The 14,699-nt window shown below is 67.2% G+C and carries 12 protein-coding genes; 8 read left to right on the top strand and 4 right to left on the bottom strand.

The window, feature by feature from the left end:
• Positions 1-46: 46 nt before the first annotated feature.
• Positions 47-934 carry a MurR/RpiR family transcriptional regulator gene (locus KVY00_RS10695; RefSeq protein ID WP_223042944.1) on the top strand — a complete coding sequence of 296 codons (888 nt, stop codon included), beginning with the start codon at positions 47-49 and terminating at the stop codon, positions 932-934.
• A 193-nt stretch (positions 935-1,127) separates the two neighbouring features.
• Here the strand turns inward: KVY00_RS10695 and KVY00_RS10690 are convergent, their stop codons facing one another.
• The 4 genes from KVY00_RS10690 to KVY00_RS10675 all read right to left on the bottom strand — a co-directional run bounded on the left by KVY00_RS10690 (position 1,128) and on the right by KVY00_RS10675 (position 6,916).
• Positions 1,128-2,261 (bottom strand): C45 family autoproteolytic acyltransferase/hydolase, encoded by a 1,134-nt coding sequence (locus KVY00_RS10690; protein WP_223042943.1) that lies wholly within the window; start codon positions 2,259-2,261, stop codon positions 1,128-1,130.
• Positions 2,258-3,082, bottom strand: a complete 825-nt coding sequence (locus tag KVY00_RS10685; RefSeq protein ID WP_223042942.1) for a polysaccharide deacetylase family protein — start codon at positions 3,080-3,082, stop codon at positions 2,258-2,260. Before KVY00_RS10685 ends, KVY00_RS10690 begins: the two co-directional genes overlap by 4 nt.
• A 94-nt stretch (positions 3,083-3,176) precedes the next feature.
• A complete protein-coding gene (locus KVY00_RS10680; protein WP_223042941.1) occupies positions 3,177-4,853 on the bottom strand; it encodes a hydantoinase B/oxoprolinase family protein in 1,677 nt (558 codons plus the stop codon).
• Positions 4,850-6,916, bottom strand: coding sequence for a hydantoinase/oxoprolinase family protein (locus KVY00_RS10675; protein ID WP_223042940.1), 2,067 nt, complete (start codon positions 6,914-6,916; stop codon positions 4,850-4,852). The genes KVY00_RS10680 and KVY00_RS10675 overlap by 4 nt, the downstream gene beginning before the upstream one ends.
• Positions 6,917-7,167: 251 nt before the next feature.
• Here KVY00_RS10675 and KVY00_RS10670 point away from each other — a divergent pair, with 251 nt between their 5' ends.
• The 7 genes from KVY00_RS10670 to KVY00_RS10640 all read left to right on the top strand — a co-directional run bounded on the left by KVY00_RS10670 (position 7,168) and on the right by KVY00_RS10640 (position 14,687).
• Entirely contained in the window at positions 7,168-7,923 is a 756-nt protein-coding gene (locus KVY00_RS10670; RefSeq protein ID WP_223042939.1) for an SDR family NAD(P)-dependent oxidoreductase, read from the top strand.
• A 62-nt stretch (positions 7,924-7,985) separates the two neighbouring features.
• On the top strand, positions 7,986-9,758 hold the full coding sequence (locus KVY00_RS10665; RefSeq protein WP_223042938.1) for an ABC transporter substrate-binding protein: 1,773 nt from the start codon (positions 7,986-7,988) through the stop codon (positions 9,756-9,758).
• A 158-nt stretch (positions 9,759-9,916) separates the two neighbouring features.
• Entirely contained in the window at positions 9,917-11,242 is a 1,326-nt protein-coding gene (locus KVY00_RS10660) for an ABC transporter substrate-binding protein (protein ID WP_223042937.1), read from the top strand.
• Positions 11,242-12,057 (top strand): ABC transporter ATP-binding protein, encoded by an 816-nt coding sequence (locus KVY00_RS10655; protein WP_223042936.1) that lies wholly within the window; start codon positions 11,242-11,244, stop codon positions 12,055-12,057. The genes KVY00_RS10660 and KVY00_RS10655 overlap by 1 nt, the downstream gene beginning before the upstream one ends.
• Complete coding sequence (locus KVY00_RS10650; RefSeq protein ID WP_223042935.1) at positions 12,050-12,760, top strand: ABC transporter ATP-binding protein; 711 nt, start codon at positions 12,050-12,052, stop codon at positions 12,758-12,760. Before KVY00_RS10655 ends, KVY00_RS10650 begins: the two co-directional genes overlap by 8 nt.
• Entirely contained in the window at positions 12,757-13,644 is an 888-nt protein-coding gene (locus KVY00_RS10645; RefSeq protein WP_223042934.1) for a branched-chain amino acid ABC transporter permease, read from the top strand. The genes KVY00_RS10650 and KVY00_RS10645 overlap by 4 nt, the downstream gene beginning before the upstream one ends.
• Entirely contained in the window at positions 13,641-14,687 is a 1,047-nt protein-coding gene (locus tag KVY00_RS10640) for a branched-chain amino acid ABC transporter permease (RefSeq protein WP_223042933.1), read from the top strand. Before KVY00_RS10645 ends, KVY00_RS10640 begins: the two co-directional genes overlap by 4 nt.
• Positions 14,688-14,699: the final 12 nt, after the last annotated feature.

The following is a 14,699-nucleotide window of genomic DNA, read 5'->3' as shown; positions in this document are numbered from 1 at the left end:
AACATCCGTTACGGATCCCCGCCCCTTAGTACGAGATGATACATCAATGGAACCGTTTGTAACAAGCGATACAGAAAATGGCGCCCTCGCCGCCCTGCGTGCCCGCATCTCCGAGCACTGGGAGAATCTGTCGAAGTCGGAGCGGGCGGTCTGCCGGGTGTTGACAGACATGTCGGCGGAGCGTCTGCTCTACGCCAGCGCGGCGGAGCTCGGAGCGCAGAGCCGCACCTCGAACGCATCCGTGGTGCGCACGCTGCAGACCCTCGGCTACTCGGGTCTCTCGGAGCTCAAGCAGGAAGTCGCCGCCCCGTTCAGCTCGAGCGTCGCTCCCGATGTCAGGCTGCGGCAGCGCCTCGAGCACGTGGGGCAGGATCTGCAGCAGATCCAGCGGGAGATCTGGGCCGAGGCTTCGGAGCTCATCGAGCTCGGCAGACGCGCCAACGATGACGCGCGCTACTCGACCGCCGTCAACCTGATCGTTCACGCCGACACGGTCTACTGCTACGGCCTCGGCGCTTCGGGCATCGCCGCCGAGCATCTCGCGCTGCGGCTGCGCAGGATCGGCGTGCCGACGCGCCGCCTCACCACCGACGGCTTCAAACTCGCCGACGAGGTGATGAGCCTCGGGGCGCGCGACCTCCTCGTCATCTTCGCGCCGGGTCGCGTGACGAGCGACATCGAAGCGCTGCTCGATCACGCGCAGCTCGTCGGCGCGAGCGTGCTGCTCGTCACCGACGAACTGCTCGACCAGCTCGCCCCGCGCGTCACCTCGGCGCTCGTCGCCCCGCACACCCCGACCGGCCTCACCGCCGAGGGACTCTCAGGGATCCTCGTCGGCGATGTGCTCGTGCAGGCTGTCTCAGCCGTCGGGCCCGACAAGGCCCTGCGCTCGTCTCAGCGCCTCAACGACCTGCGGGCGCGCCTCGGATACTGAGGCGCGCCCGGAGCGGGGTCACTTTTGGCCGTGTCGGCGAATCGGGGTCACTTTCGTGCGTGTCGCCGCGGATGACACGCACGAAAGTGACCCCGATTCAAGCGGCAGCGGCGGGAACGGCGGCAGCGGCGGCAGCAGCGAGAGCGACGGGACTGACGGGAACGGCGAGAGCCCGGGCGCAGCCGCCGAGCCTTCAGCCCAGCAGCTCCGCGTAGTCGATAGCGTTCCACTCGTTCTCGCAGGACGGGCCCGCCGTGTAGCGCAGTACGCGGCTCTTCGGCGACAGCAGCACTGCGGCGAGGCTCTTCCAGCGCTCGTTCGGCCCGGATCCCATATCGGGGTGGCAGCACACGGAATTCGGGTATCCGACGTGATCCCGCAGCGCCGCCTGCAGTTCGGCCTCGGAGAAGACTCCGCCCACCACACCGAGGTGTCGGCGCAGGCGGCCGAGGCGCACGTAGCTGTCGGGCATCGAGATCGGCGCGAGGTCGTGACCGTCCGCAACGGGCTCGACGAAGTGGTTTGCGTGCGACAACGTCCCTTCGGCCGCACCGATCGGGGTCAGGTTGCGCGGCCCGCCCGGCGACGACTCGATGTCGAGCACCGCCCCCGAGGTATCCGAAAGCACGAAGTTGCCGGAGGTAGCGCGCGGCATGCCGCCGAGGATCTCGAGCGCGTGCGGCACGTGCTGCGCGTCGGCGAGGGCGCGGATCTGGAGGTGGTAGGGGATGCCGTCGGTCACGGCGTCGCGCGACGTCACGAGCGTGTTCATACCCAGAGCGACGCCGTTCTGAGTGAGCACCATCTTGCCGAGCAGGCCGGCCTCGACGAGGGTGACGTAGTTCGGGCCGTCGGTGCGCTCGACCTCGAGCAGGATCACACCGTCCTGGAGCGACTCGAGCCAATCCCAATTCTGCCCCACCACGGCTTCGCCCGTCGGCGCCCGGTCGGCCTCGATCGCGAACGAGGTGCACTCCCCGACGAACCGGGCGAGCTCCGCCCCCTTCGCACGTGTCGCGCTGCTCAGGATCTCGGAGCGCGAGTTGATGACGAGGATCTCGTCGAACGTCAGACCGCTGCCCTCGGCGATGCCGCGGAGCTCCTCGAGCAGGTGCGGGGCGTACTGCTCGATTGCGGGCAGGTAGCGGCGGGCGATACGGGTCGCTCCGACCCAGTCGATCCCCTTCGCGGCGAACGCGCGCTCGTATCCGTCGCGGATGAGGGCGATGCGGGCCGCGGCCTGCTCGCCGTACTGGTGCGAGCGCTCAGCGGCGTCTCCACTGACGCGGATGCGCGGGTACGCTCCTATCGCGGGCTGCTCGTTCATCGCTCGCCTCCCAGGTCAAGACGCAGGGGTCCGCTCTCGCGCGCGTGCGCAGCGATCTCGCGGGTCGTCGCGATCCACGCGCCCGAATCCTTCAGGTGCCCGATCACGGTGTCAAGATTCGCGAGCCGCGAGGGGCGACCCGAGATCATCGGGTGAGTCGTCACCATCGCATGACCGCCGTGGCGTGCGATGCCGTCGATCTCGGGCAGCCACACGTCGAGCACCTCGCGCGGCGAGCGGATCGTTTTCTCCCAGGTATCGTTTGCGAACCAGAAGTGCGGTGCGTCATCGAGGATCCACGACACCGGCACCTCCACGATGTCGTGCGCGGGGTGGCGGTAGGGCACGATATCGTCGAGCAGGTTCGAGCTGTACTCGAAGCCTGCCTCGACGAGCAGGTCGAGGGTATGAGCGCTGAACTCCCACGAGGGCGAGCGGTAGCCGACGACGTCGGCGCCGAGGTCCTGCAGTACCTCAAGACCGCGCTGCAGCTCGTCGCGCTCCTCTTGCTCGCTCAGACCCGTCGGCGAGGAGTGGGAGTGGCCGTGATGGGCGACCTCGTGCCCTGCGTCGATGATCGAGCGCACCGCATCGGGGTGGCGCAGGGCATCCTTGCCGCAGACGTAGAAGCTGCCGCTCACGTCGTGCTTGTCGAGCAGGCGCAGGATCAGCGGAAGGCCAACCTTCGGTCCGTAGGCGCCCTGCGAGAGCACGCCGGGAGCGGACGCGTTGGCCGCGTTCTCGCCGATCCACACCTCCTCCGCATCGAAATCGAAGCTCACGGTCGCCGCGTACCGGTGACCGTTCGGCCACTGTGCCATGTCTTGTTCCTTCCTCTGGTCTCTTCGCGGGGAGTTCATGGTTCTTGTTCTGCGAAGTCGTGCGGCTTCGCCGCTGACGGGTGATCGACAGGGTCTAGTGGATCCTGCCTTCGCGCGTGTCCCACTCGCGCAGTTCCTCAGGCCGCTCCCCGGGATCGCCGTAGCCACCCCCGCCGCCGCTCTCGACCCGCACGACCGTGCCGGGCTGCAGTACGCGGGAAGTCTTCCTGGGACGGTCGATGACCTCGCCATCGGGCCCGATCACTGTGATCGTCGTGGGAAGCGCGTCGCCGCCTCCGGCAGCGCCCGAGGGTGCAAATCGCGAATCGGTCTGCTCGGCGTAGAAAGTGGCGTGCTGCGGGTGCTCGAGGATCTCGTACTCTCGCACGAGGCCGAGGCCGCCGTTGTACTTGCCGCGGCCCTGCGAACCCGGACGGAACTCGGTGCGTCGGATGCGCACGTTGTAGTTGGTCTCGACCACCTCGGTGGGCATGACGCCGACGTTCGCCATGTAGGTGTCGACGCCGTCGAGGCCGTCGCCGTCGCGGGTCGCGCCGGTGCCGCCGCCGACCACGTCGGCCATCACGGAGGGGATGCCGGTGCGCGGATGAGTCGAGCCGATGTTGAAGCTGAAGAAGCTCACCTGACTCGACGCCACCGCGAGGTCGGGCCAGATGCGGTGCATCGCGCGGATCAGGGTATCGGCGAGGCGCTGGCAGGAGTTATGGCGGATCGACACGGCGGCGGGCGGCAGCGGATTCACCACCGTGCCCTCGGGCGCGGTGATGTCGAGCACGCGCAGCAGGCCGTCGTTCGCGCTCACGCCGGGCGCTATGACGCTGCGCACGGCGTAGACGAGAGCGGCGCGCGCACTCGCCCATGGGATGTTCATCGCCCCCGCGGTCTGCGGGTCGCAGCCCGATAGATCGATCGAGAGGCGGGCGCCGTGCTTCTCGATATGCGCGTGGATCCGGGTCGGATCACCGCCGCGGCCATCGTCGTCGAGGGCCCCCTCGGCCTCGCCCGAACCGTCAGGCATCCCCTCGAGCAACCGGCCGATCGTGGTCTCGACGCTCGAGAGCATGCGCCGCATCACCTCGATGAGCTGCGGCGTGCCGTACAGCGCGGCCAGTTCGTGCACGCGTTCGGCGCCGAGATGGCACGACGCCCGCTGCGCGCGCAGATCCGAGAGGGTCGACAGCGGGTCGCGGAAGTTCTCGGTGAGGAGCGCCACCAGATCGTCGTTCTCGACGCCCGCAACCGAGAGCCGGATCGGGGGTATCACGACGCCCTCGCCGTAGAGTTCACCGAGTTCGGGGCCTTCGCTGCCGGGGTTTACTCCGCCGACGTCGATATGGTGCGCAGCGGTGCCCGCCCATGCCATGAGCTCGCCCGCGACGAAGATCGGCGTGACGATATTCACATCGGGCAGATGCATCGCGCCCTGATAGGGGTGGTTGCAGATGTAGGCGTCGCCGTCCGAGATCCGCCCCTCCCACCGATGCAGGATCGACTTCACGACGAGCGACATCGCGCCGAGCTGCGCCGGGATGTAGTCGGCCTGCGCGACGAGGTCGCCCTCTGCGGTGAAGAGCGCGCACGAGAAGTCGTCCATGTCGCGGATGATAGGGCTGTAGCTCGAACGTTTGAGCACGCTGCCCATCTCTTCCGCGGCCGACTGCAGGGCCGCCGACGCGACCTCGAAGGTAACGGTGTCCACCGGCGCGACGGCGGGGCCGACCGGTTTGCTGGAGTTGGCTGAACTGCTCATCGTGATGCCTCATCTCGGATGGGTTCGGTGACAATGAGATCGAGCGTGCTGGCGACCCGCACCCGCTGTCCGGGCAGGATCACCGACGTCGCGTCCATCTGCTGGATGATGGCGGGACCGGTGAACTCGGTTCCGGCGGGAAGCCGCGCACGGTCGAGCAGCGGCGTGTTCGTGCGGCCGAAGCCCGGCAGCAGCACTTCGCGTTCGGCGAGAACCGCCTCACTCGCGAGCTCGCGAGGCGCAACAGGTTCGACGTGCTCGACGCCGCGCTCGATCGTACCGGTCGAGGTCAGCCGCACGGTGACGATCTCGACGGGCTCGGCCGCATTACTGTGGCCGTAGCGCTCGTGGTGCGCCGCGTGGAAGAACTCTGGGATCCGCGCGAGTTCATCTGCGGACCAGCCGGGCAGAGGGATGTTGAGCTCGAAGCCCTGACCGCGGTAGCGGCAGTCGACCGTCGCCGTGAACTCGACCATGTCGGCGGCAATGCCGTCCTGCGCGAGCTGTTCGGCCGCCTCCGCCGCCGCTTCCGAGAACCACCGCGCAATCTCGGGGATGCGCTCGGGGTCGGCTTCGAAGAGCAGTGTCTGCGAGTGGTCGAGCTTGAGGCCCGCCACCAGCAGGCCATCCGCGGCGAAAAGGCCAGGTCGCACCGGGATGATTGCGTTCTTCAGCGCCAGGTGCTTGAGGATCAGGCCGACGTGCAGCGGGCCTGCCCCGCCGAACGGCACGAGCGAGAACTCCCGTGCGTCGAGGCCTCGCTCGACGCTGACCTTGCGCACGGCGCGCACCATGTGCGCGAGCCCGATGGCGAGGATCGCCTCCGCGCCTTCCTCCGCGGTCATTCCGAGCGGTTCGGCGATGCGGTTCACCGCGGCCACCGCGAGATCCCGGTCGATCACCAGGCCACCCGCGAGTTCACCTGAGCCCAGCGTGCCGAGAACGACGTGCGCGTCGCTGATGGTCGGCTCGACACCACCCCGGCCGTAGCAGGCGGGACCCGGCACGGCCTTCGCCGAAGCGGGCCCGACCTTGAGGCTGCCTGCCTGATCGATCCAGGCGATGCTACCTCCGCCCGCGCCGATGGTGTGAATGTCGACGGTCGGGGCGAGGAGCGTGTGATCCTGCACCTCCTGCACGGTCGTGAACGGGATCGTCGCGTCGCGCAACAGGCAGACATCGGTCGAGGTGCCCCCCATGTCGAGGCTGATGAGGTTCGGCTCCTCGAGCGACTCGGCGAGCGCTCGCAGCCCGGCGACCCCGCCCGCGGGGCCGGACAGCACTAGCCGGTGGGCGTCGGCTCCGGCGCGCTCGGCCGGCACGCAACCGCCGTTCGACTGCATCACGAGCAGCTGGGACCCGATTCCGCTGGCGGCGAGCGCCGCACCCGCACGACTCAGGTAGGCCTCGACGATGGGACGCAGCGCGGCGTTGATCGCAGTCGTCGCGGCGCGCGGATACTCGCGGAACTCGCGCGCGACCTCCGAGGAGAGCGTGACGGGGATACCCGGGAAGGCCTCGCGCAGTCGCTCACCGACCTCGCGCTCATGGGCGTCGTTGAGGTAACTGAAGAGGAACGACACCGCGATCGCTTCGGGCTCCGCGGCCCGCAATCGCTCGATGACCTCGTCGAGCCGGGCATGGTCAACCGGGGTCAGTACACGACCACCGGAGTCGAGGCGCTCTTCGACCTCGAGGCGAAGGTCGCGAGGTACGAGTTCGGCCGGGCGGCGCGGCGTAAGGCTGTACACATCGGGGCGGTTCTGCTGGCGGTAGCCGAGCACGTCGCGGAACCCCGCGGTGGTGACGAGTGCGGCACGGGCCAGGGAGCCGGTGAGCGTCGCGTTGGTGGCGACGGTGGTGCCGTGGCAGACGAGGTGCGCGTCGGACAGCTTGACGCCCTGGTCTTCGAGGGCGGCCACGGCATTGCGCAGTCCCAAAGAGGGATCCTGCGGGGTCGAGGCCACCTTCGCCTCGCGAATATCGCCGTTGCTGCTGCGTGCGATCGCATCGGTGAAGGTGCCCCCGGCATCGATGCTGATCGTCCATCGCGGCATGGTCATCGTCGACTCCTCCTTCGTCCACGGCGACGGCAGGCGCCGTCACCGGAGTGCCCTTCGATTGTGCTGCGGAGGGGTTCGCGGGTGCATGGGTCATTCGACGTACTGCCTCCATGCTCGGGCCATACGTCAATCAACCGATGAACGGCGAGCTGACAGACGTCAGAGTGGATTCCCCAGCCGAACGAAATTCGAGAGTCATCATGTCTGCAGCCGTTTCCGATTCCATTCCGTCGACCGCTCTTCGAGCGCGCGTGGCGATCATCACCGGCGCCGCCTCGGGAATCGGCCTTGCTACCGCAAAGCGACTGCTGCGAGACGGATACCTCGCGGGGCTCTGCGATTTCTCGGCGGAGCTCCCGGCGTTATTCGCTGACGAGATCGCGGCCGGTTCCGCGGTCGCCGTCGTCGGCGACGTCTCCGACGACGCGGTGCGACGGCGATTGGTGTCCCGAGTCGCGGGCGAGCTCGGCCGCATCGACGTACTCGTGAACAATGCTGCGAGCGGCGGTGAGGCCGGGACTGTCGCAGAACTCGGTCTCGACGGACTGCGCCGCACCCTCGAAGTCAACGTGGTCGCGGTCGTCGCTCTCACCCAGCTCGCGATCCCGCACCTGCGCGAGTCGGATGCCGGTCGTATCGTGAACATGGGGTCGCTGTTCGGCGACGAGCCCGTCGTCGGGGGTGCCCCTTACTGCGCGAGCAAGGGCGCGATCCATACCCTCACGCGCGTACTCGCGGTCGAACTCGGGAGTTCCGGGATCACCGCGAACACCGTGGCACCCGGCTTCATCCTCACTCCGATGCATGCCGAGGAGGTGGAGTTCCAAGCGCAGGAGAACGGCGTCTCCGTCGAGCAGCGCTACGCCGAACTGCGCTCGCAGGTGCCGTTGCAGCGGCACGGCACGGCCGAGGACATCGCAGACGTCGTCGCCTGGCTCGCGGGCTACGACAGCGGCTATGTCACTGGCCAGCGCATCGCCGTCAACGGCGGAGTCCAGTTCGGCTAACATCGCCACGGCCTGCCATGGCGACCTCGCCGTGCACCCGTGGTCGAACACGGATTGATATCATGTTGCGATCCAATCATAGGCAGGATCGGCGGCAGGGGTCGGAGCACATGCTGCAGGGAGTCATCGAGCGTACGTTCGCCGCCGACACATCCACGCATCTACTCCCCCAGCAGGTTCCGGCGGAGCTCTGGGGCTATGCAAAAGCCTTCCCGCAGATCCGACGCCCGGCCATGCGGTTCGTGTGGCGGGATGGGACGCAGTGGCTCGATGTGCAGCTCGCCCTCACGCACTCGCGGGGCGGGGATCGCGCGAAGTCCGGGCGGGTGTTCGCGCGCATCCGCCCCAGCGAGATGCCGCGCGGCCTCACGGTGCGCGAGCTCGACGTGCTCACCCTGGTGGCGCTCGGCTTCACCAACGGCCGCATCGCAGAACGCCTCGGCACCTCCGCTCGCACCGTCTCGACCCAGCTCGAGCGTCTGCTTGAAAAACTCGGCCAGAGCTCGCGCGGCGGTCTCGCGGCCATCGCCGTCGATCTCGGTCTCCTCCGTCTGCCATTGCCGGGGGGACTCCCCGAGACGGGTGGCCTCGGCATCGCCGAACTCGAACTCGCATATCAGCGTCGTCTAGGGCGCGAGCACCAGCCCATCCGCGACGATGTCCCGACACGCGTGCCGATCCGGCTCGGGATCGTCACGCCCGGCACCTCGTCGTCGGACGGTGCGCAGGTGCTCGGGGGCGCGCTCCTGGCCGTCGACGAGCTCAATCAGCACGGTGGGGTCGGCGGCCGCGGCATCGAGGCGGTGCCGGTCGAGGTCGATCTGTTCGACTGGGACAGCGTCAGTTCAGGGCTCGACACGCTCTTCGAGAGCGGGGTCGATGCGATCGTGACCAGCTACGTCAGCGCCGAGCATCCGCAGGCCATCGACCGCGTCGCCGAGTACGGCAAGCCATTCCTGCACACCGCGACCTTCGAAGCCGACGTACAGAAGGCCGAGAGAGAGCCTTGGAAGTACGGCACCGTCTTCCAGACCTGCGCTTCGGAGAATCACTACGCGCCGGGAATGCTGCGGTTCCTCGAGGAACTCTCCGACGCAGGGTCCTGGACCCCCGCAAATCGCGACATCATGTCCCTCGAGCTCCCCTCAGCCAGCATGTATCTCGCCACTCCGGCGTTCCGCGAGCTCGCGGCATCGCGCGGCTGGAACGTCGTGGACCCTATTCCCACGCCGCCGGGCGAGACCGACTGGGAGGCGATCGTCGCCAGGATCTCCGAGGCCCGCCCCGCGGCGATCCTGTTCGCCAGCTACCTCGATCAGGAGTTCGCCGCGTTCCAGCGTGCCTTCCTGCGCAATCCCGCGCCGTCGCTCGTGTACGGCATCTACGCGCCGTCGAACCCGGCGTTCATCACCGAGCTGGGCCAGGCTGCCGATGGAGTGCTCTGGTCGACCGTCACCGGCACGTACGACGACGAGTTCGGCACGCGGTTCCGCGAGCAGTACCGAGCCAAATATAGCCAGGATCCGGGCTGGTCGATCGGAGGCGCGCTCTACGATCAGGTCCGCATGCTGGCGGCCGCCTGGTCGTCGAACAATCCCGAGGACGTCGCGGAGGTCGTCGCCCACCTGCGACGCTGGCCGTATCGCGGCGTGAACGGGGTCTACTACTTCGGAGCGACGGGTCAATCCCCGCAGCTCTACCCCGATACGACGAACGACGCGGCACTCAGCCAAGCCCACCAGATCTATCAGATCCAGCGCAGCGAGCACGTCCTGCTCAGCCCGCAACCGTTCGGCCGTGTATCGGATTTCGAACTCCCCGCCTGGCTCACCTAGCCGCCCGTGCCAGCTACCGCCCGCTGAACCCACCGCCGACGCACGCGGATCCGTCAAATGACGCATGCCCGCCTCGCACCTTGTCACCTACGGTATGAGACTGACGTGGCACGGACGCATAACTGCGACGCGTGACTGGCATCACGAAGGAGTGGAATATGAGCGACATTCAACCCCCCAGCGGGGCGAAGAGGAAGCGGATCACGCGTCGCGACCTCGTGCGCACGGCGGGCCTCACCGGTATCGTCGGCCTCGCGGCGGGCACCGCCGGCGGATACTTCGGAGCCCCACGGGACCGTTCCTCGAGCGCCGGTGGCACGGGAGGGACTATCAAGTTCGGCCTCGTCGCGCCTGTCACCGGCCCCTACGCGGGCGACGGTCAAGAGATGGAACGCGGCGCGCGCCTCGCCATCGACGACATCAACGCCGAGGGCGGCGTACTCGGACAGCAGGTCGAGCTCGTCGTCGGCGACGTCGGAGACCAGGCGCCCGAGAATTTCATCCAGGTAGCTCAACGCCTCGTCTCGCGCGAGAAGGTCGCGGCGGCTTCGGGCGGCTACACCACGACGACCTCGGTCGAGTTCCCGATCTACGCCGACGGCGGCGTGCCGCTATTCCACACCAACACACTGCAGGACAATACCGACTACGTCGTCGACAAGGGCTACGACAACATCTTCCAGTGCTGCCCTACCGAACCCTGGTACGCCAGCGGGTTCCAGCAGCTGATGGAGGGATGGATCGAATCGGGCGCCTGGACGCCGTCGTCGAAGTCGGCCGCGGTCATCGCAAGCAACGACTCGTACTCCATCTCCATCGCGACGGTCATGATGAACGGCCTCAAGGAGCTCGGCTGGGAGATCACCATGTACGAGGAGATCTCGGTGCCCTACGCGGACTGGGGCCCGCAGCTCTCCAAGATCCGCAACAACCCCCCAGGCCTCATCTTCGTGACCGACTACCTCGCAGGCGACCTGGCGAGCTTCGCGAAGCAGTTCGCCTCAGCTCCGACACCATCGCTGCTCTACCAGCAGTACGGCCCCAGCGTGCCCGAATACTTGGAACTCGCGGGCGACGCGGCGAACGGCGTGATCTGGTCGACCACCATCGGCACGCTCCCCGACGATATCGGCGAGCGGTTCCGCAAGCGCTACCTCGACACCTACGGCACCGCGGCCGGCCTCAGCCAGTCGGGCGCGCAGTACGACATCGTGCGCCTTTGGGCTCAGGCCGCGTCGCGCGCCGGTGACGCGTACGACTCCGAGAAGGTCTCGGCCGCCGCGAAACGCCTCACCTTCCGCGGCGTCGTCGGCACCTACAACCTGGGCGAGGACGACCTCACAGCTATCCCCTACCCGGACCAGGTGAACGACTCGAGCCTCGGCATGCCCCACCTGACCTATCAGATCCAGGATCAGAAGCAGGTGCTCATATCGCCCGCCCCGTACATCAACGGCGAGTTCGAACTGCCGGGCTGGCTGTGATGAGCAACGACACCGGAGCGCTCCTCGAGGTCCGAGGAGCCACGAAGCGATACGGCGGCCTCATCGCCGTCAACGATGTCTCGTTCAGCGTGCTCCAGGGCGAGATCTTCGGCATCGCCGGTCCGAACGGCGCCGGCAAAACCACCCTGTTCGACGTCGTCACCGGCATGGTGCGCGCCACGAGCGGCGAGATCAGGTTCGACGGAACATCGATCGTGAAGTCGTCGGTGCATTCCATCTGCCACCTCGGCATCACCCGCACCTTCCAGAAACCGTCGGTGTTCGACAGCGAGACCGTGATGGGGAACGTCGTGGTGGGGGCGCACTTCGGCTCGGGCAAGCCATGGTGGAAGAGCCTCGGACGCGACCCGCAGGTGTGGGATCGGGCCGCGGAGGCCCTCGAGTTCGTCGGGCTCGCCGATCGGGCCGCGGAGACGTCAGGCGATCTACCCATCTACGACAAGAAGCGCCTCATGATCGCGTCGGCCCTCGCGAGTTCGCCGCAGATGCTCTTCCTCGATGAGCCCTTCGGCGGTCTCAACGACGAGGAGATCGACGCGATGCTCGTGCTGCTCAGCCGGGTCAACAGCGAGCGAGATGTCACGATCGTACTCATCGAGCACGTGATGCGCGCACTCATGACCCTCGCCGACCGGGTGCTCATCATGGACCAGGGCCGCACCCTGCGTCAGGGCGACCCTCACGAGGTGATGACCGACCCTGAGGTCGTGCGCGTCTACCTCGGTTCGTCGGCGGAGGAAGCGGCATCCACGGCGGCGATCAAAGTCGCAGGAAGGGAGGAACGCGATGCTTGAGCTGACCGATGTGGTGGCCGGATACGGCTCCACCACGATCGTGCAGGGTATCTCCCTCGGCGTGAGGCGGGGCGAGTGCTCGGTGCTCGTGGGCCCGAACGGCCACGGCAAGACCACGCTGCTGCGCGCGATCAGCGGACTCATCAAGGTGCGATCGGGGTCGATCGCATTCGATGGGTCCGACATCACTCGCGAGAGAGCCGAGAAGCTGGTCGAGCGCGGTCTGATCCACATGCCGCAGGGCGACCTGGTCTTCCCCGACATGACCGTCGAGGAGAATCTGGTGCTCGGAGCCTTCACGAAGAGCGCCGCGAAGAACGCGAAGCAGCGAATGGAAGAGGTCTACGACATCTTTCCGCGCCTGCTCGAACGTCGCACCCAGCGTGCGCGCACCCTGTCGGGCGGAGAACGCCGCATGCTCGCGATCGGGCGCGGGCTCATGGGCGACGGCAAGCTCATCATGATCGATGAGCCGAGTCTCGGTCTCGCACCAGTGATAGTCGATGAGGTCTACTCGCAGGTACGCCGCATCATCGACACAGGCATGACCGTGCTGCTCGTGGAGGAGAACGTGACCCGCGCGCAGTCGCTCGCAGACTCGATCCATCTCGTCGAGAACGGCGAAATCGTGCGCTCGGCCGACGAAGCCGGGCTGCTCGACGAACAGGCGCTCCGCGAGACATATCTGGGGATGACCGAATGAACCTCGTATTGCAGACCCTCGTCTCGACCGTCGTGCAGGGCTCGATGCTCGCACTCATCACGATCGGCATGAACCTCGTCTACGGTACGCTGCGCGTGCTGAACATGGCGCAGGGCGTAATGGTGATGCTTGGCGGCGTGGCTGCGTGGACGTTCACCTCGAACCTCGGTTGGTCTCCGTGGGCGTCGATGGTCATCGCCGTGGTCATCGCTGCCCTGCTAGGCATGTTGAGCTACGCGGTCGGCGTCAGCCGACTCATCGGGCGGGCAGGCGTCGACTTCGAGATGACAGCGTTCATCTCGACGTTCGCCATCGCTTCGATCTTGCAGAACGTGGTGCAGCTCATCTATGGGCCACGCCAGAAGGACTTCCCAGCGCTCGTACCGGGTCGCCTGCAAATCACCGAGGGAGTCTCGATCACCTGGCATCAGGTCCTCACCGCCGTCATCGCGATCGTCGCGCTCTCGGCACTCGGGCTCTTCCTCACCAAGTCGCGCTACGGGCTCGCGATCACCGCGGTCGCGCAGAACCTCGACGCGGCCAGGCTCATGGGCATCCCCGCTCGGAGGGCCTACGTGCTCACCATGGGGCTCGCGGCCGGGCTCGCCGGCCTCGCGGGCGTGCTGCTCGCGCCGGTGTACTTCGTTTCCCCGAACATGGGCGACCTACCGATGCTGCAGGCGCTGATCGTCGCGATCTTCGCCGGCCTCGGCAGCACCCGCGGCACCATTATTGCGGCATACATCATCGGCTTCGTGCAGGCAGCGGTCTCGATCTTCTGGACCTCGACATACGCGATGCCCGTCCTCTACGCACTGATCGTGCTCGTGCTCATCGCACGGCCGTTCGGCATCGCAGGCAAGCCCCAGGAGGCACGTCTATGAGTTCGAAACAGACGACCGCGACATCGCCCGCTTCACCGCGCTGGGATGCGAAGCGCATGGGCTGGCCACGGCCCCGACCGTTGCTCGCCCTCGTCGTGCTGCTCGTGGCCGTCGTATTCCCATTCATCGCACCGGATCGCAGCTGGCTCAGCGCCGCGGCACTCGCCGTGATCACCATCACCCTCGCGCAGAGCTGGAACCTCGTGCTCGGTTACGGCGGCGTGTGGAACTTCGGCCAGCTCGCCTTCTACGCCCTGGGCGCGTACTCCGCAGGCCTCATCGCGACCTACCTTCCGGTGTCGCCGTGGATCGCGATCCCGGTCGGCGGTCTCGTGTCGGCCCTGATCGCCCTGCTGCTGTCGATCCCGGTACTCCGCCTGCGCGGCATCTACGTTTCCCTGCTCACCTTCGGCTTTGCCGAGGTCGTGCGCCTGCTCATCATCGCCGACCAGAGCGGTGTGACGGGAGGCAGCTACGGCATGTCGGGCTTCGGCGGCTTCGGCTTCGAGGGTGACGGGGCGCTCCGCGCGAACTACTGGATCGGGCTCGGCGCCGCGGTGATCACCACGCTGATCCTGTTCGCGCTGATCCGTTCACCGCTCGGCAACGGGATGGTCGCGATGCGCGACAACCCGGCTCTGGCATCGGCGCGCGGCATCGGGCAGCGCACCTACCAGATGCTCGTGTTCGCGATCTCAGGCTTCCTCGCCGGCGTTGCGGGAGCAATCTACGCTAACGTATTCGAGATCGCCTCCCCGACGCTCATGGGCCTCGGTCCGATGACACTGATCGTCACCATGATGGTGGTCGGCGGCCTCGGTACGATCACCGGCCCGATCATCGGCACCCTGCTGATCTCCTTTGTGCAGATGCAGCTGCAGGATGTGCCCGAGGTGCGCTTCATCGCGCTCGGGTTCGTGCTGCTGGTCGTGATCTTGCTGATGCCGCGCGGCCTGGTGCCGTTCCTCAGCTCGCTGTGGGCGAGGTTCCAGTTCTGGGTGAACGAGGATCAGGACTGGACCGATGAGGACTACGACGACTGAATACCGCGTGGC

Origin of the sequence: Leucobacter tenebrionis (genome assembly GCF_019884725.1) — a bacterium.
Classification (GTDB): domain Bacteria; phylum Actinomycetota; class Actinomycetes; order Actinomycetales; family Microbacteriaceae; genus Leucobacter; species Leucobacter tenebrionis.
This window is presented reverse-complemented; position numbering and strand designations above follow the sequence as displayed.